The following is a 17,748-nucleotide window of genomic DNA, read 5'->3' as shown; positions in this document are numbered from 1 at the left end:
GGGCAGACACCCAGGAGTAAACGAACATGGATTTTGCCAACACCGCCACCGCGTTCCTCGCCGATCCAGTCGACATCGACTGGGCGCCCGCCTCGCACGCTTCCCGCCAGGGTCCGACCCTGGTCAAGGCCCGCATCGATCTGGGCCAGCGCGCCGCGCTGACCCAGGAGGAACTGGACGAACGCGCGGCGGTGCGCCGCCATGAGGCGCGTGCGCGGCATCGCCGCCTGACCTTCGTCGCCGCGGCCGCGTCGCTGCTGACCGGGACCGGGCTGGGCATCTTCGGCAACCTGCTGAGCAATCAGCCGTTGCTGCTCGCCGGTTTCGGCCTGATCGCCGTCGGTGCCGTGCTCGCCAGCCTGGCCCTGTCCTGGCTGCTGGAAACCGGCCTGCAACCGCTCAACCAGTACTACCGCCCGTACGAACTGCCGGCCAGCGCCGAGGAAATCGGCACCCTGGCGCGGATCAGCCGCGAAGATCCGGAACTGGCCCGCCACTCGCAGTCGTGGTGGCTGGACAACGCGCCGATCCGCCGCCAGGACGTCGCCCTGGCCATGGCTTTCCACGCCGCCAACCGCGACCGCTGAAAGCCCTCCCTTTCAGCGGCAACGTCTGGCAGCCATCCGCGGCGCACGGACGCGTCGTTTCCGATCCGGTCGGCACGTCCCTCGGATCGGACAAGGCTTCCGCCCCTTGCGTGGACCGTGGGGGCGGTGCCTTCCGGGCGATCCAGGGAGGGGTCGTCCGGATTTTCTTCAGTCCGTTGAATCAGTCCGTTGAAGCGGACGACGCCGTCACCAGTTCGGCCAGCGCGTCGGCATGCGTCGGCGAGTCGTTGAGGCAGGGGATGTAGCGCAGCTCGCCGCCGGTCGCGTTGGCGAACCCCTTGGCATAACCGATCGCCACTTCTTCCAGCGTTTCCAGGCAGTCGACCGCGAAGCCGGGACAGACCACGTCGACCTTGCGCAATCCGCGCGCGGCCAGATCGGCCAGCGCGGTGTCGGTCGCCGGCTCCAGCCAGCGTTCGCGGCCGAAGCGCGACTGGTAGGCCAGCGACCATTCGCCATCGCGCAATCCCAGTGCCTGCGCGATGGCGCGCGCCCCGGCCTCGCACTGGCGCGGATACGGATCACCAGCATCGGCGACCCGTTGCGGCAGGCCGTGGAACGAGAACAACAGATGCTCGCCAGCGTCGTGTCGTTGCCGCCAGTCGCGGATCGACGCCGCCACCGCTTCGATCCAGCCGGCGTGTTCGGCGTAGTCGTCGATCATCCGCACGTCCAGCTGCGGCGCTTCGCGGCGAAAGGCCTGCACCACGTCGTCGACCGAGGCGGTCGTGGTTGTGGAGTACTGCGGATACAGCGGCAGCACGACGATCCGCCGTCGTCCCTGCCGCTGCAGGTCGCGCAGCGCCGGCAGCAGGGCCGGCTCGCCGTATCGCATCGCATGACCGACCTGCCAGTCGGGCAGGCGCGATTGCAGAACCTGCGCCAGCCGTCGCGTGTACACCTCCAGTGGCGAGCCTTCGTCCAGCCAGACCTGCGCATATTTCTCCGCCGAGCGCGCGCCGCGCAGCGGCAGGATCAGGCCGTGCAGCAGCGGCTTCCACAGCAATCGCGGGATCTGCACCACCCGCGGATCGCCGAGGAATTCGCCCAGGTAACGACGCACCGCCGCCGCGGTCGGCGCCGCAGGCGTACCCAGATTGACCAGCAGCAGGGCGCTGTCGGAAGCGGAAGTCATGCCCCATTGTCGCAGAGAGACGCCGCACGCCAACGCCCGCGCGCGTCAGCGCCGATTCATCGCCCGGCTTCTATGGTCCGGCGACAGGGCAGCCGCAGCGGCTGCGCATTCCCCCGGAGTCCCGCATGTTCCGCAAGTCCTTTGCCGTGGCCGTGTTCGCCGTCGCCCTGCTGTTCGCCGCCCAGGCCTTCGCCGGCGCCAAGGAAGACGAGCGCGCCGGCAACGCGGTGCGCGTGTTGCAGGAAATCCAGAAGATTCCCGAAAACAGCATCCCCGACAAGCTGCTCGACGAGGCCCGCGCCATCGTCGTCATCCCGGACACCATCAAGGCCGGCCTGGTCGTCGGCGGCCGGCGCGGCCATGGGCTGATGTCGGTGAAGAACGACGACGGCAGCTGGTCGCAACCGGCCTTCATCAAGCTCACCGGCGGCAGCATCGGCTTCCAGGCCGGCGTGCAGTCTTCCGATGTAGTGCTGGTGTTCCGCAACGACCGCAGCCTGGAAAGCATCGTCAACGGCAAGTTCACCCTCGGCGCCGACGCCGGCGTGGCTGCCGGTCCGGTCGGCCGCAACGCCGCCGCCGCCACCGACGGCCAGCTGAAGGCCGAAATCTGGTCGTGGTCGCGCGCGCGCGGCCTGTTCGCCGGCGTGGCGCTGGATGGCGCGGTGCTGTCGATCGACGACGACGCCAACGTGGCCGTCTACGGCAGCACCGCCACCCCGCGAGCGATCTTCGAGGCCCGTGCCGGCGCGCCTTCGGACGCGGTGGTCGGCTTCCGCGACGCGCTCGAGGAGGCCACCGCCGCGGCACGCGCCAATCGCGACGGCGGCACCGCCGCCGCACCCCCGGCGACCCCGGCCGCCGCCGCAACGTCCGCCACCGCGCCGGCCGCCGCGGAAACGCAGCAGCCGACCGGCTTCGAACCGGTGGAAGACGATGCGGTCCGCACCGAGCCGCTGGACGGCACGCCCTGACCGTCAAGCGCGTGCTGGGGTATCCTGAGCGTCTTCCGACACAGCTGCGAGCATTTCCATGGGCGGTTTGAGCATTTGGCACTGGATCATCGTGTTGGTGGTCGTGCTGCTGGTTTTCGGCACCAAGCGCCTGCGCAGCGCCGGCAAGGACCTGGGCGAGGCGGTCAAGGGCTTCAAGGAAGGCATGAAGAACGACGAGGACAAGCCGACCGGCCAGCTCGGCGACCAGTCGCGCAGCGAAGAAAGCAGCGCCAGCAAGGAACACGACCGCAGCGCGCAGTGAGCGCCTGCGGCACGTCGCCCGCCGCCCCCCGCTGAGGGCAGGCGCCCCACGCCATGTTCGATATCGGATTCACCGAACTGATGGTCGTCGCCGTGGTGGCGCTGGTCGTGCTGGGCCCGGAACGGCTGCCGAAGGCGGCGCGCTTCGCCGGCCTGTGGGTACGCCGCGCGCGTGCGCAATGGGCCTCGGTGAAGAGCGAGCTGGAACGCGAACTGGCCGCTGACGAACTCAAGCGCAACCTGAAGGACGCCAAGCAGGCGGTCCGCGACACCGAACAGGCCATGCGCGAAGGCGAAGCCGACGCGCGGCGCGAATTCGAACAAGTGCGCGAGTCGCTGAAAGGCGTGGCCGCAACGGCCACCGCAAACGTCACCGAAACCCAGAGCGAGTCCACGGACACGAATGCGGACACCGCGCCGACCGATGCCGGCGACGCGGTGATGACGCCGCTGCCGGCGACGGCGGCCGACATTCCGGCTGAAGCTGAAGCCGAACCTGAAGCCGATCCCGAAGACGCCGTTGCCAGCGACGACGCCCAGCCGGACCTGTTCGGCCCGCCGCCCGCCGACACCGGCAAGGGGCGGCCGGCATGAGCGGACCAGAGCCGGAACTGGAAACCGAGAGCACCCTGATCGAGCATCTGGTCGAGCTGCGCACGCGGCTGGTGCGCGCTCTGCTCGGCGTCGGCCTGCTGCTGCTGGTGCTGCTGCCGTTCGCTTCCGAGCTGTACACCTGGCTGGCCGAACCGCTGATCTCGCGGCTGCCGGCCGGACAGGGCTTTATCGCCACCAACCCGGCCGGCGCCTTCTTCGCCCCGGTCAAGCTGGCCTTCTTCATGGCCCTGTTCCTCGGCGCGCCGTGGCTGCTGTACCAGGCCTGGGCCTTCGTCGCCCCCGGCCTGTACCGGCGCGAGAAGAAGATGGCGGTGCCGCTGTTGGTGTCGGCGGTGCTGCTGTTCTACGCCGGCTGCGCCTTCGCCTATTTCCTGGTGCTGAAGATGGTGTTCGGCTTCCTGGTCAAGTTCAAACCGGACGTCATCGCGCTGACCCCGGATGCCGGCAGCTACCTGGAATTCGTCTCGGTGATCTTCCTGGCCTTCGGCGCCAGTTTCGAGCTGCCGGTGGCGCTGGTGATCCTGACCCTGCTGGGCTGGGTCACCCCGCAACAACTGTCGCAGGGGCGCGGCTATGCCGTGGTCGGCGCCTTCGTGCTGGCGGCGCTGATCACCCCGCCGGACGTGATCTCGCAGCTGATGCTGGCGCTGCCGCTGTGCCTGCTGTACGAGGTCGGGATCATCGCCTCTCGCTGGGTGGCGCCGAAGGAAGCCGTCGCGGCGGACTGATTCGGCGACGCTTGACTCTGGAGTCGACTCCAGACTGCATACTGCCCGCCCGTTCCGCTGACCCGGCCCCGGCCGGCCCGCTGCCATGAAAATCGGTGAACTGGCCCGACGCTCCGGCGTCGGCATCGACGCCATCCGTTTCTACGAACGCCAGGCCCTGCTGCCGCCGCCGCTGCGGATGGAATCGGGCTACCGCAGTTATCGCGACGACGACCTGGCGCGGCTGCGCTTCGTCCGCCGCGCCAAGGCGCTGGGGTTCAGCCTGGCCGAGATCCGCGACCTGCTGGCCCTGTCCGGACGGGTCGATGGCGACATGGGCGAGTTGCGCGCGGCGGCGGTGGAAAAGCTGGCCGATGTGGACGCGAAGATGGCCGAACTGGAACGCATCCGCGCCGGCTTGGCGCAGCTGATCGACGCCTGCCCCGGCCACGGCCGGCTCGCCCACTGCCCGATCCTGGGCGCCCTGTCCGGCGAGGACGAGGCATGAACGCGCCTTCCCCCTGCTGCGGCAGCCATGCCGCCGCCGCACCCAAGGCCCGCGACCCGGTCTGCGGGATGATGGTCGACCCGGCGACCACCCCGCACCACGCCGAGCACGCCGGGGTCCGCTACCACTTCTGCAGTGCCGGCTGCCGCGGCAAGTTCCTCGCCGACCCGGACAAGTACCTGACGCCGCGCGGAAGCGATCCTGTCGAACCGCCGCCGCCGGGCACCATGTACATCTGCCCGATGGATCCGGAGATCCGCCAGGACCATCCCGGCACCTGCCCGATCTGCGGCATGGCGCTGGAGCCGGAACTGCCCGCCGCCGGCCACGACGACAACCCGGAGCTGCGCGATTTCAGCCGCCGCTTCTGGTGGACCCTGCCGCTGAGCCTGGCGGTGTTCGCACTGGCGATGGGCGGCATGTTCGTGCACGGCCTGTCGCCGCGGCTGCGCAACGGGATCGAATTCGCGCTGGCCACGCCGGTGGTGCTGTGGGCCGGCTGGCCGTTCCTGCAGCGCTGCGTGCAGTCGCTGCGCAGCGGTCGCTACAACATGTGGACGCTGATCGGCATCGGCGTCGGCACCGCCTACGTCTACAGCGTGGTCGCCACCCTGATGCCGCAGGCGTTCCCCGATGCGTTCCGCCGTGATGGCCGGGTCGAGGTGTACTTCGAGGCGGCAGCGGTGATCGTCTCGCTGACCCTGCTCGGCCAGCTGCTGGAACTGCGGGCGCGGGCAAAGACCTCGCAGGCGATCCGCGACCTGCTCGGACTGGCGCCGAAGACCGCGCGCCGCATGCGCGAGGACGGCGGCGAAGAGGATATCGAACTGTCGCGGGTGCAGGTCGGCGACCGCCTGCGCGTGCGTCCGGGCGAAACGGTGCCGGTCGATGGCGAGGTGCTGGAAGGCCGTTCGCACGTGGACGAATCGATGCTGACCGGCGAGCCGATGCCGGTGGCCAAGCAGGCCGGCGACGCGGTGATCGGCGCGACCATGAACGGCAACGGCGCACTGCTGATCCGCGCCGGCAAGGTCGGCGCGCAGACGATGCTGGCGCAGATCGTGCAGCTGGTCGCGCAGGCGCAGCGCTCGCGCGCGCCGATGCAGCGGCTGGCCGACAAGGTCGCTTACGGTTTCGTGCTGGCGGTGCTGGGCGCAGCGCTGCTGACCTTCCTGGCCTGGGGACTGTTCGGCCCCGAGCCTTCATGGACCTTCGCCGTGGTCAACGCGGTGTCGGTGCTGATCATCGCCTGCCCCTGCGCGTTGGGCCTGGCCACGCCGATGTCGATCATGGTCGCCAGCGGCCGCGCGGCCAAGACCGGCGTGCTGTTCCGCGACGCCGAGGCGATCGAGAACCTGCGCCGCATCGACACCCTGATCGTCGACAAGACCGGCACCCTGACCGAAGGCCGGCCCGGCTTCCGCAGCGAGACGGCGGCGGACGGCTTCGCCGAGGACGAGGTGCTGCGGCTGGCCGCCAGTCTCGACCAGGGCAGCGAACATCCGCTGGCGACGGCTATCGTCGCCGAAGCGCGCCGGCGCGGGCTGGCGCTGGAAAGCGCCGGCGATTTCGAATCGGATACCGGGATCGGCGTGCGCGGCCGCATCGGCGGGCAGCGCGTCGCGGTCGGCAACAGCGCATTGATGCGCGAGGCCGGCATCGATATCGCACCGCTGCAGTCGCGCGCCGACGCGCTGCGTGACGACGGCGCCAGCGTGGTCTTCGTTGCCGCCGACGGCACGCTCGCCGGCCTGATCGCGGTGGCCGACGCGATCAAGCCGGACGCACGCGACACCCTCGATGCCTTGCGCCACGAAGGCCTGCACGTGGTCATGGCCAGCGGCGACGGCATCGCCACCGCGCAGGCAGTGGCGCGCGAACTGGGCATCGACGAGGTCCACGGCGAAGTGCGACCGCAGGACAAGATCGCGCTGGTGCGCCGGTTGCAGGCGCAGGGCCACAAGGTGGCCATGGCCGGCGACGGCATCAACGACGCCCCGGCGCTGGCCGGTGCCGATGTCGGCATCGCCATGGGCACCGGCACCGACGTGGCCATGTCCAGCGCCCAGGTCACCCTGCTGCGCGGCGACCTGGGTGGCATCGTCCGCGCACGCCGGCTGTCGCAGGCCACGGTGGCCAACATGAAACAGAACCTGGCCTTCGCCTTCCTCTACAACGCGCTCGGCGTGCCGATCGCTGCCGGCGTGCTGTATCCGTTCGGCGGACCGATGCTCAGCCCGATGATCGCCGCGGTGGCGATGAGCCTGAGCTCGGTCTCGGTGGTCAGCAACGCACTGCGACTGGGACGGGTGAAGTTGTAGGTCGATTGAATCGACCGATCGGCGGAACAGGCCCGCCTGAACCACCTACCCAGCCGCCCCGGCCGATCTTTTCCCTACAACTCGATCCTTGACGGATCGACCGCCGGCGGCTGCGTCACGGCTTCGCCCAGCATCTGCCGCCAGGCGAAATAGGCCACGCCGGCCAGCAGCGGCATCAGCACCGCCATCAGCAGCAGGTTCATCAGCACTACCGCCGCGGCCGGGCCGAACAGCAGCTGGATCAGCATCGCGGCAATCTGGGTGGCGAAGCCCAGCGCAAACATAGTGATGAACAGCAGCAAGCCAAACACGATCATCGCCGGCAGGTTGCGCAGGCAGGCGCGCAGGCTGCGGCCCATCGCGGCCAGGCCCGGACTGCCGGAAAAGATGATCTGCGGCACCGAGACGAAGATCAGGCACACCACCGCCGGCACCAGCGCCAGCGCCAGCAGCAGGCACAACAGCACGCGACCGGCGGGCAGGCCTTCGACCATCGCCGGGTCCGGTGTGCCGCCGGCTTCCTGCACCGCCTGGATCTGTTCGGCGACCTCGACGATCTGCTTCATGCCATCGGCACCGACCAGCACCAGCACGCCCAGGCCCAGCACCACACCGGCGCCAAGTTGCGGCAGCAGGGTGCTTAGCAGCGCCGGCATGCGTCCGTTGCGCAGGCCCTGCCACAGGTGTGCCGGCTGCGCGGCGCGGCCCTGGTCGACTTCGCGCACCGCCCACAGCAGGCCGGCGAACAGGGCCGGCCCCAGCAGCGAAACCACCAGCTGCAGCGCCAGGCCCAGGGTCGGCACCCACATCGAGACCAGCATCGCCGCCATCGCCAGCAGGCCCCAACCGATGCCGAGCAACCCCAGCCCCAGCGGCGCCTTGCGCAGCACGGCGAACGCATCGAGCAGCCATTGCGCACCGGCGCTGGCCGGCACTGTCTTGATATCGGGCATGAGCCTTCCTGTCGCGAGGGGAATCAGCGGCCGTGCAGACCACGAGCGTGGCGGACGAACCGCCGCAATAGTTTGCGGGCTTGCGGCGCCGCCGTCACGTTGCGGGCGATCGTCTGCGGGCACTGGCCTTCGCGGCGCAGGTGCTCGGCGCGGGCCTGCACGTAGCCGCGCATGTGGTGGGTGGCGAATTCCGGGTGGAACTGCACGCCCCAGGCGTGGTCGCGCCAGCGGAAGGCGTGGCAACCATCCTGGGCGCTGCGTGCCAGCACGGTGGCGCCTTCCGGTGGCCGCGCCACCGTCTGCACGTGGGTGGCATGGGCGAGGAACCGCAGCGGCAGGGCGGAAAACAGCGGGTCCTGCTGCGCCGGCGGATGCAGGTCGATGTGCACGGTGCCGGACTCGCGTCCGGCCGGGTTGTCGGCGACCTCGCCGCCCAGCGCGTGCGCCAGCAACTGGTGGCCGTAGCAGATGCCCAGCACCGGCAGTCCGTTGTGCACGGCATCGCGCAACCAATCGGCGCTGCGCTCGCTCCAGTCAGCCTTGTCGGTGACGAAGGCGGCCGAACCGGTAACGATGGCACCGGCGAAGCCTTCGCGGCGCGGCAGCGGATCGCCGGACTCCACGTTGGCTACCACCGCCTCGTCGGGCTCCAGCCCGGCGGCGACCCGGATCCAGTGCGGAAAGCGACCGTAGCGGCGCATCGGCGCCACCGGTTGGCCGGTTTCGAGAATCAGGAAAGGCGCGTTGACGGCCGCGTCCATAGGCGTTGCATCACCGTGAAAATGGGGGTCCAACGGGGGTTCCCCGTATACTAGCCCGCTTTTCCGCAGTGCACGATCACGTCCATGGCCGGCCCCAGCTTCCAAGCCCTCATCCAGACCCTCAACCAGTACTGGGCCGACCAGGGCTGCGTGCTGATCCAGCCGCTGGATCTGGAAGTCGGCGCCGGTACCTTCCACCCGGCCACCTTCCTGCGCGCGCTTGGCCCGGAGCCGTGGAATGCGGCCTACGTGCAGCCTTCGCGCCGCCCCACCGACGGCCGCTATGGCGAAAATCCCAACCGCCTGCAGCGTTACTACCAGTACCAGGTGGTGATGAAGCCGAATCCGGACAATATCCAGCAGCTATATCTTGATTCGTTGAAGGCATTAGGCATCGACCCGCGCGTGCATGACCTGCGCTTCGTCGAGGACAACTGGGAGTCGCCGACGCTGGGCGCCTGGGGCCTGGGCTGGGAAGTGTGGCTGAACGGCATGGAAGTCACCCAGTTCACCTATTTCCAGCAGGCCGGTGGCCTGGAGTGCAAGCCGGTGCTGGGCGAGATCACCTACGGCCTGGAACGGCTGTGCATGTACCTGCAGAACGTGGACAACGTCTACGACCTGGTCTGGACCACCGGCCCGCAGGGCGTGGTGACGTACGGCGATGTCTACCACCAGAACGAGGTCGAGCAGAGCGCCTACAACTTCGAACACGCCGACGTGGTCGAGATGTTCCATCGCTTCGACGCCTGCGAGAAGGAGGCGATGACGCTGGTCGAAGCCGACCTGCCGCTGCCGGCCTACGAACAGGTGTGCAAGGCCAGCCACTGCTTCAACCTGCTGGATGCGCGCCGCGCGATCAGCGTGACCGAACGCCAGCGCTACATCCTGCGCGTGCGCACGTTGGCGCAGGCGGTGGCCCGCGCCTACCACGCGCAACGCGAGAAGCTGGGCTTTCCGAACCTGAAGGATCCGGACGCACGCGCTGCGCTGGGGCTGCCCGCGCTGGATGCGAAGGAGGCCGCGTGATGAGCCGCCTTCCCCTCCTGATCGAACTGGGCACCGAGGAACTGCCGGTCAAGGCGCTGCCGGGCCTGGCGCAGGCATTCTTCGATGGCGTGATCGCGGCGCTGGACAAGCGCGGCGTCGGTTTCGAACGCGGCGACGCCAAGCCGCTGTACACGCCGCGGCGACTGGCCGTGTACCTGCCGGCGGTGGAGATCGAGCAGCCCGAACAGGCTTCGGAAGTGCTGGGCCCGTACCTGAACATCGCGCTCGACGCCGACGGCCAGCCGACCCGCGCGCTGCAAGGCTTCGCCGCCAAGGCCGGGGTCGAATGGAGCCAGCTCGAGCGGATGACCGACGCCAAGGGCGAACGCTTCGTGCATCGCTCGGTGCGTGCCGGCGCGCGCACCGCCGACCTGCTGCCGGAGATCGTGTCCGACGCGTTGGCCGGCATGCCGATTCCCAAGCCGATGCGTTGGGGCGACCACGACTATGCCTTCGCCCGTCCGGTGCACTGGCTGGTGCTGCTGCTGGGCAAGGAAGTGATCGATGCGCAGGTGCTGGGCGTGCGCTCGGACCGCATGAGCCGCGGCCACCGTTTCGAGCACGACAAGCCGGTCTGGATCGGCGAGCCCGGCGAATACGTCGATGCGATGCGCGGCGCGCGGGTGCTGGTCGATCCCGACGAGCGCCGCGCGCGGATCGTTGCCGAAGTGGAGCAGGCCGCGCGTAGCGTGGGTTGCGATGCACGCATCACCGACGACAACCTGGAGCAGGTGGTGTGCCTGGTCGAATGGCCGTGCGCGGTGCTGTGCAGTTTCGAGCCGGACTTCCTGGCGGTACCGCAGGAAGCGCTGATCGAGACGATGGAGATCAACCAGAAATTCTTCCCGGTGTTGCGCAACGGCCAGTTGACCGAGCACTTCGTCGGCATCGCCAACATCGAGTCGAAGGACCCGGCAGAAGTGCGCAAGGGCTACGAGCGAGTGATCCGCCCGCGCTTCTCCGACGCCCGCTTCTTCTTCGACGAAGACCTCAAGCAGGGCCTGGCCGCGATGGGCGATGGCCTGAAGAACGTGACCTACCAGGCCAAGCTGGGCACGGTGGCCGACAAGGTCGCGCGCGTGGCCGCGCTGGCCAAGACCATCGCCGCGCAAGTCGGCGTCGATCCGGCGCTGGCGCACCGCGCCGCCGAATTATCGAAGAACGACCTGCAATCGCGCATGGTCGGCGAATTCCCGGAACTGCAGGGCATCGCCGGCCGTCACTACGCCATTGCCGACGGCGAACCGGAAGGCGTCGCGCTGGCGATCGCCGAGGCCTACCGCCCGCGTTTCGCCGGCGACGACATCGCGCTGTCGCCGCTGGGCAAGGTGCTGGCTATCGCCGAACGTCTGGACACCCTGGCCGGCGGCTTCGCCGCGGGCCTCAAGCCGACCGGCAACAAGGACCCGTTCGCGTTGCGTCGCAATGCACTGGGGCTGGCGCGGACGGTGATCGAGAGCGGATTTGATCTATCCATCTACGAACTAATTGCCCGAGCCTATTTGTCAATCCCAGAAAAATGTCAAGAAGAGGCTGCAAAAAATCGTAATTCTGCAAAAAGCCTCGAAGATTATGTGGTTTGGTCAAACTGGCTTGAGAAGCTTCAAGCACAAACAAGCAAAGACCATATTTCAGTAATGGTGGAGATATTGGACTTCACCCTCGATCGCCTACGCGGCTACTACGCTGACAAGGGCGTGCCGACCAGCCACTTCAACGCCGTGGCTGAATTGAAGCCGGAATCGCTGGCCGACTTCGATACCCGCATCGACGCCATCGGCCGCTTCGCCGCGTTGCCGGAAGCCGAGGCGCTGGCCGCGGCGCACAAGCGCATCGGCAACATCCTGAAGAAGGCCGATATCGACATTCCATCCGCGATTGATCGCGATCTGCTGAGCGAGCCGGCCGAAAGCGCGCTGGCCGAAGCGGTGGAAGCGGCCATCGGCGACACCGATGAGGCCCTGCATCGTCACGACTACGTGCAGGTGCTCGAGCGCATGGCCCGGTTGCGGCCGCAGGTGGACGCCTTCTTCGATGCAGTGATGGTCAACGCCGACGACCCGGCCGTGCGCGGCAACCGGTTGGCCCTGCTGAAGCGGCTGGCCGACCGTTTCGGCGCGGTGGCGGCGATCGAACACCTGTCCGGCTGAACCGGGCAGGTGGCGGCGCGTCAGCCGCCGTTACCCCGAAATCGCGGCCGTCCCGGTATTCTGCCCGGCATGCGCTTTCCCTTCCGCCTCGCCACGGCCGTCCTGCTCGCCCTGCCCGGAACCGCAATGGCGGTGGCGACCATCGACAAGGTGGAAATCCGCGGCCTGGACGAACACGACAACGTCGAAGCGCTGATGCTGGAGAACATCAATGTCGCGCTGTCGCTGAACGACACCATGGGGCACCGGCAAGGCGAATCGCGGCTGGAGTACCTGTTGTCCGAAGCCGAGACCGAAACCCGCGAAGCACTGGAACCGTTCGGCTACTACTCGCCCACCGTCACCGTGGACAGCAGCCGCAGCGGCGAAGGCCGCAGCCAGCGCATGCAGGTGGTCATCACCGTGGACAAGGGCGAACCGGTGCGCGTTCGCCATTCCAGCCTGAGCATCGAAGGCGAAGGCGGCGGCGACCACTACCTGAAAGACGACCTGGCGCAGTTCCAGCCATTGCCCGGAGAAATCTTCGACCACACCACCTACGAGGCCAGCAAGCTGCGCATCGTGCGCCGGCTGGCCGAGCGCGGTTACCTGGACGCCGACTACCTGCAGCGCCAGGTCGAGGTGACCCGTAGCGAATACGCTGCCGACATCGACCTGTCCTGGGTCAGCGGCATCCGCTACGACATGGGCCCGACCACCTTTCACCAGAACAAGTTCGATCCCGGCCTGCTGGAACAGCTGGTGTATTGGGACGAAGGCAGTTACTACCACCAAGGCAAGCTGGACCGGCTGCGCGATTCGCTGATCGACCTGGACTATTTCAGCAGCATCGACATCCAGCCCGACCCGGACAACGCGGTGGAAGGACAGGTACCGATCGAGGTCAACCTGCGTCTGGCCAAGCGCGACGTGTACACCGCCGGCCTCAGCTACGGCACCGAAAGCGGGCCCGGCGTGCGCTTCGGGCTGGACCGGCGCTACGTCAATTCGCGCGGACACAAGCTGTCGGCGCAGCTGGACTACGCCAGCAAGCGCAAGCAGCTGGACCTGCTGTACCGCATCCCCGCGTTCCGCTGGCTGGATGGCTGGTACGGCATCGGCGCCAAGGCCTACGACGAACAGACCGACTACATCGACACCCGCTACTACAAGTATTCCTTCAGCCGCAGCGGGCAGATTTCCGAACGCTGGACGGCGACCGCTTCGCTGCATCTGCTGAACGAGCGCTGGCGCTACATCCTGACCGACGAATCCGGCACCCGCGCGGCGCTGACCTACGAGGACGGCACCTACGTCTATCCGGAACTGGTCGGCCGCTACATCGGCGTCGACGACCATGCCTTCCCGCAGCACGGCGTCAGCGGCACCCTGACCTTCCGCGGCGGGCTGGAAGGCGCCGGTTCGGATGCCAACTTCAGCCAGGTCCATGCTCAGGCCAACTGGTACCAGGGGCTGGGCAACAGCCGCCTGATCATGCGCGGCGAGGCCGGCTACACCTTCACCAACGGCCTGACCGACATGCCGCCCAGCCTGCGCTACTACGCCGGCGGCTTCCGCAGCATCCGCGGCTACGAATACCGTGAGGTCGGCCCGCGGGTCGATACCGCCAACGGCGAGTATTCGGTCGGAGCCAAGGCGGTGCTGACCGGCAGCGTGGAATTCGAGCACTACCTGTCCGGCGGACCGTGGGGCGGCGCACTGTTCGTCGATACCGGCAGCGCCTTCAACGACACCCCCGACTGGCGCACCGGCGTCGGCCTGGGCCTGCGCTGGCGCTCGCCGGTGGGGCCGGTGCGTCTGGACATCGCCCGCGGACTGGACGATCCGGACACCGACTTCCAGCTCTACCTGAGCATCGGGGCCGACCTGTGAACGCCGCAGCCGACACCGCCCCGCCACGCCCACCGTTCTGGCGCCGGGCGCGCTTCTGGAAGCGGCTGGGCCTGTCGTTGCTGGCGATCCTGCTGTTGCTGTCGATCGCGCTGTACTGGCTGATGCACAGCGTGAGCGGCCGAGACCTACTGCTGGGTCAGGTGGTCTCGCACCTGCCGGCCGACGCCACCCTGACTTGGTCGCGCATCGACGGCCCCGTGTCCGGTCCGCTGACGCTGGAAAACGTCGAGTTCCGCTACGGCGACACGCACTTCCGCGCCGGCCGCCTGTTCGTGGACGCCGAACTGCGCCAGCTGCTGCGCCGGCGCCTGCAACTCGACCGGCTGGAGCTGCGCGATGCGGTGCTGGAACTGCCTTCCAGCGACGAACCGTTCGAACTGCCGCACTGGCCGCAGGTGCTGCCGCAACTGGAACTGCCGCTGGACATCGCCGCCGACGCACTGCGGATCGATGCGTTGCGCGTGGTCAGCGGCGGCGACACCGTGGCCGTGATCGAACATGCCGAAGGCGCGCTGCAGATCGGCAACGGTTACCTGCAGACACCATCGCTGGCGGTGGACAGCAACTACGGCCAACTGCGCCTGCACGGCAGCTATCAACCGCGACACCGCTTCCGCACCGATCTGGTCGCGACCCTGCTGGCGCCGGCCCGCAACGGGCCCGCGCCGGCGCGGCTGGGCCTGGTTGCACGCGGCGACGTCAGACGGATGGAGTTCGCCGTCGCCGGACAGGCGCCGGAGCCGCTGCGAATCGCCGCCGCCGTGCGCGAAGGTAATCGCACGCACCCGGTCTGGACCCTGCACGCGCAGACCTCCGGGCTGGATCTGGGCCTGCTGGGCGTGGAAAACGCCGGGCCACTGTTGTCGTTCGATCTGCAAGCGGAAGGCTCGCGCGGACACGCCGACCTGCAAGGGCAACTGGCGCGCGGCGATCTGCAATTGCGGATCGAACCTTCGAAGCTGAGCGTGTTCGATCAGGTCCTGACCGTCGAGCCGCTGCAGTTGCAGGTGCTGGACGGCCGGCTGCGGCTACGCGGGCGCGCCGACTTCACCCAGGCCGACGATCCGCGCTTCAAGTTCGCCGTCAACGCGCGCGGCCTGGCCTGGGGCGAGGATGCGCAAACCCGCATCCACGGCGACGCCGACCTTGGCGTGGCCGGCCGGCTGGCGGCGTGGGCGGCGATCGGCAAGGCCACGTTGACGCGCGACGGCCAGCAGGCCGAGGTCGATTTCGACGGTCGTGGCGATGCCGTGAAGATGACCCTGCACACCTTCCGCGCGCGCATGCCGACCGGCACCCTGGACGCCACCGGCGACGTCGGCTGGGATCCCGCCATGCGCTGGGATCTCGATGCGCGACTGGACGGTTTCGATCCCGGCTATTTCCTGCCCGGCTGGGACGGCGCGGTGTCCGGCCGGATCGCCAGCAACGGACAGGCACGCGACGCAGGCGGCTACGACGCGGACTTCGACGTGCCGGCGCTGAGCGGTCACCTGCGCGGCCGCGCGCTGGACGGGCGCGGCCGCTTCGCCCTGCATGGCGAGGACGGCGAAGGCGAACTGGCGCTGGCGCTGGGCAACAGTCGCGTCGAGGCCCGCGGCACGCTCGGTGCGCACCTCGATCTGGATGCGCAACTGCAACCGTTGCAGCTGGACGACCTGTTGCCCGATGCCGGCGGTACCGTGACCGGCACGCTGAAACTGAAAGGACCGCGCGATACGCCGGACATCGATGCCGCACTGTCCGGCAGCAACCTGCAGTGGGGCGACTACCGCGCCGGACGCGTCGAATTGAACGGCCGCCTGCCGTGGCGCAGCGGCAGCGGCGATCTGGACCTGTCGGCCGATACGCTGGTCGCCGGTGTCGAACTCGACCGCCTGCGCCTGCACGCGACCGGCGCGGTGGAGAACCTGCAGGTGGTCGGCGAAACCGGCAACGCGATGGCGCAACTGGCGCTGGCCGGTGGCGTCCGTCGCAACGGCGCGCGCTGGGCCGGCACGCTGGAAAGCCTGCGCATCGTGCCGGCCAAGGGCGATGCCTGGCAGCTGCAACAGCCCGCGTCCTTTGCCTTCGGCGGCCCGGCGTGGTCGCTGTCGCAGGCCTGCCTCGGCGCCGACACCGGCGGCACCCTGTGCGCGCAGGCCGAGTGGCCGCGCACGGGCCTGCGCGCGCACGCCGACGCTCTGCCGTTGACCCTGGTGCAGCCGTGGTTGCCGCGCAACGGCGGCCGCCCGCTCAGCCTGCGCGGCGACATCCGCCTGGAAGCCTCGTTGCAACCGCTCGGCCAGGGCTGGCAAGGCCAGCTGCAACTAGCTTCGGCCGAAGGCGGGATCAAGCTGGGCAGCAATTCGCGCGGCGAGATCATCCAGTACGACAACTTCACGCTGGAATCGCAGTTCGATCCGCAATCGCTGCAGGCGCGCCTGAGCAGCGGCTTCAAGGGCAATGGCAGCCTCGAAGCGCAGATCGACACCGGCTGGAGCGACAGCTCGCCGTTGCGCGGCGAGATCCGGCTGGAAAACACCCGCCTGTTCTGGATGGAACTGTTCTCGCCGGACCTGGTACGGCCGCGCGGCAAGCTGCTCGGCCACGTCGGCCTGGCCGGCACCCGCGGCCAACCGGCGCTGAGCGGCGAAGCGACCCTCAGCGAATTCACCGGCGAGTTGCCGGCGCTGGGCGTGGAACTGGTCGACGGCGCAGCCTCGCTGACCGCGCAAGCGGACGGCAGCGCGCTGCTGCACGGCAGCCTGAAATCGGCCAGCACGTCCGGCGGCGAAGCCCCGGCCGACGGCCGCATCGACATCGACGGCCGCTTGGACTGGTCCGGCGAAGGTTCGCCGTTGCAGTTGAACGTGCGCGGCCACGATTTCCTCGCCTCGGACACCAGCGACCTGCGAGTGGTGGTCTCGCCGGACGTCGAGGTCGGTTTCGCCGACGGTACCTTGCAGGTGCAGGGCCGGGTGGACGTGCCGGCCGCGCGCATCGACGTCGACAAGCTGGACGACGGCGTGTCCGCCTCGGCCGACGTGGTGGTGCTCGACCCGGTCGATCCGGAGCGCGGCGTGGCCACCCCGCTCGACCTCGACCTGACCCTGGCCCTGGGCGATGCGGTGGAACTGCACGGCTACGGCCTGGACGGCACCCTGGCCGGCGAATTGAGCCTGCGTTCGCGCCCGGGCCGCGACGCCACCGCCACCGGACAGATCCGGGTCGACGGCCGTTACACCGCCTACGGACAGAAGCTCAAGATCACCCGCGGCGAACTGAACTGGAGCAACGACAGCGTTTCCGATCCCAGTCTGCGCATTCGCGCCGAGCGCGAAGTGATCAGTGCCAACGTCACCGCCGGCATCGACGTGCGCGGTCGCGCCAGCCGCCCCGAAGCCACGGTCTGGTCCGACCCGGAAACCACCGAGTCCGAAGCGCTGGCCTATCTGGTGCTGGGGCGCTCGCTGAACACCGCCAGCACCGACGAATCGCAGCAGATCGACGCAGCCTCGTCGGCGCTGAACGCCGGCGCCGGATTGCTGGCTTCACAGCTGGGCGCCAAGCTCGGGCTGGATGATGCCGGCGTACTGGAATCGCGCACCCTGGGCGGCTCGGTGTTCGGCGTCGGCAAATACCTCTCGCCGCGCCTGTACGTCAGCTACGGCGTGTCGATGGTCGGCGAAGGCTCGGCGCTGACGCTGAAGTACCTGCTGCGCAAGGGCTTCGACATGGAAATCGAATCGAGCACCTACGAGACCCGCGGCTCGCTGAACTGGCGCAAGGAAAAGTAGCCGATCACCACC

At 68.7% G+C, this 17,748-nt stretch carries 14 protein-coding genes; 11 read left to right on the top strand and 3 right to left on the bottom strand.

The annotated features are described in order from the left end of the window. The first annotated feature begins 26 nt into the window (after positions 1 to 26). Entirely contained in the window at positions 27 to 587 is a 561-nt protein-coding gene (locus tag CSC70_RS02550) for a hypothetical protein (protein ID WP_162455052.1), read from the top strand. Positions 588 to 768: 181 nt separating this feature from the next. On the opposite strand, the gene hemH is transcribed toward CSC70_RS02550, so the two are convergent. Then, positions 769 to 1,743, bottom strand: a complete 975-nt coding sequence (gene hemH, locus CSC70_RS02545) for a ferrochelatase (protein WP_162455051.1) — start codon at positions 1,741 to 1,743, stop codon at positions 769 to 771. Between the two features lie 125 nt (positions 1,744 to 1,868). On the opposite strand from hemH, the gene CSC70_RS02540 reads away from it, so the two are divergent. The 6 genes from CSC70_RS02540 (at position 1,869) to CSC70_RS02515 (ending at position 7,150) form a co-directional block, all read left to right on the top strand. Continuing rightward, the gene (locus CSC70_RS02540; RefSeq protein ID WP_162455050.1) at positions 1,869 to 2,717 is read left to right on the top strand and encodes a lipid-binding SYLF domain-containing protein; all 849 of its coding nucleotides are present in this window, start codon (positions 1,869 to 1,871) and stop codon (positions 2,715 to 2,717) included. A 58-nt stretch (positions 2,718 to 2,775) separates the two neighbouring features. Beyond that, positions 2,776 to 3,000 carry a Sec-independent protein translocase subunit TatA gene (gene tatA / locus CSC70_RS02535; protein ID WP_162455049.1) on the top strand — a complete coding sequence of 75 codons (225 nt, stop codon included), beginning with the start codon at positions 2,776 to 2,778 and terminating at the stop codon, positions 2,998 to 3,000. Positions 3,001 to 3,053: 53 nt separating this feature from the next. After that, positions 3,054 to 3,593: a Sec-independent protein translocase protein TatB gene (gene tatB, locus CSC70_RS02530; protein WP_162455048.1), complete on the top strand. Its 540-nt coding sequence runs from the start codon at positions 3,054 to 3,056 to the stop codon at positions 3,591 to 3,593. Then, positions 3,590 to 4,342, top strand: coding sequence for a twin-arginine translocase subunit TatC (gene tatC, locus CSC70_RS02525; protein WP_162455047.1), 753 nt, complete (start codon positions 3,590 to 3,592; stop codon positions 4,340 to 4,342). Before tatB ends, tatC begins: the two co-directional genes overlap by 4 nt. 85 nt (positions 4,343 to 4,427) lie before the next feature. Then, positions 4,428 to 4,829 carry a heavy metal-responsive transcriptional regulator gene (locus CSC70_RS02520; protein WP_162455046.1) on the top strand — a complete coding sequence of 134 codons (402 nt, stop codon included), beginning with the start codon at positions 4,428 to 4,430 and terminating at the stop codon, positions 4,827 to 4,829. After that, complete coding sequence (locus tag CSC70_RS02515) at positions 4,826 to 7,150, top strand: heavy metal translocating P-type ATPase (RefSeq protein ID WP_162455045.1); 2,325 nt, start codon at positions 4,826 to 4,828, stop codon at positions 7,148 to 7,150. The genes CSC70_RS02520 and CSC70_RS02515 overlap by 4 nt, the downstream gene beginning before the upstream one ends. A gap of 74 nt (positions 7,151 to 7,224) precedes the next feature. On the opposite strand, the gene CSC70_RS02510 is transcribed toward CSC70_RS02515, so the two are convergent. Both CSC70_RS02510 and CSC70_RS02505 read right to left on the bottom strand, forming a co-directional pair. After that, a complete protein-coding gene (locus tag CSC70_RS02510; protein ID WP_162455044.1) occupies positions 7,225 to 8,103 on the bottom strand; it encodes a BPSS1780 family membrane protein in 879 nt (292 codons plus the stop codon). 23 nt (positions 8,104 to 8,126) lie between these two features. Beyond that, complete coding sequence (locus tag CSC70_RS02505; protein WP_162455043.1) at positions 8,127 to 8,864, bottom strand: glutamine amidotransferase; 738 nt, start codon at positions 8,862 to 8,864, stop codon at positions 8,127 to 8,129. An 84-nt stretch (positions 8,865 to 8,948) separates the two neighbouring features. Here CSC70_RS02505 and glyQ point away from each other — a divergent pair, with 84 nt between their 5' ends. From glyQ to CSC70_RS02485, 4 genes are all read left to right on the top strand, one after another. Further along, positions 8,949 to 9,893: a glycine--tRNA ligase subunit alpha gene (glyQ, locus tag CSC70_RS02500; RefSeq protein WP_162455042.1), complete on the top strand. Its 945-nt coding sequence runs from the start codon at positions 8,949 to 8,951 to the stop codon at positions 9,891 to 9,893. Beyond that, complete coding sequence (glyS, locus tag CSC70_RS02495) at positions 9,890 to 12,064, top strand: glycine--tRNA ligase subunit beta (protein WP_162455041.1); 2,175 nt, start codon at positions 9,890 to 9,892, stop codon at positions 12,062 to 12,064. The genes glyQ and glyS overlap by 4 nt, the downstream gene beginning before the upstream one ends. A gap of 69 nt (positions 12,065 to 12,133) precedes the next feature. Then, positions 12,134 to 13,936, top strand: coding sequence for an autotransporter assembly complex protein TamA (locus CSC70_RS02490; protein WP_162455040.1), 1,803 nt, complete (start codon positions 12,134 to 12,136; stop codon positions 13,934 to 13,936). After that, a complete protein-coding gene (locus tag CSC70_RS02485) occupies positions 13,933 to 17,736 on the top strand; it encodes a translocation/assembly module TamB domain-containing protein (RefSeq protein WP_162455039.1) in 3,804 nt (1,267 codons plus the stop codon). Before CSC70_RS02490 ends, CSC70_RS02485 begins: the two co-directional genes overlap by 4 nt. Positions 17,737 to 17,748: the final 12 nt, after the last annotated feature.

This window comes from Pseudoxanthomonas kalamensis DSM 18571 (assembly GCF_010211745.1).
GTDB lineage: Bacteria > Pseudomonadota > Gammaproteobacteria > Xanthomonadales > Xanthomonadaceae > Pseudoxanthomonas_A > Pseudoxanthomonas_A kalamensis.
This window is presented reverse-complemented; position numbering and strand designations above follow the sequence as displayed.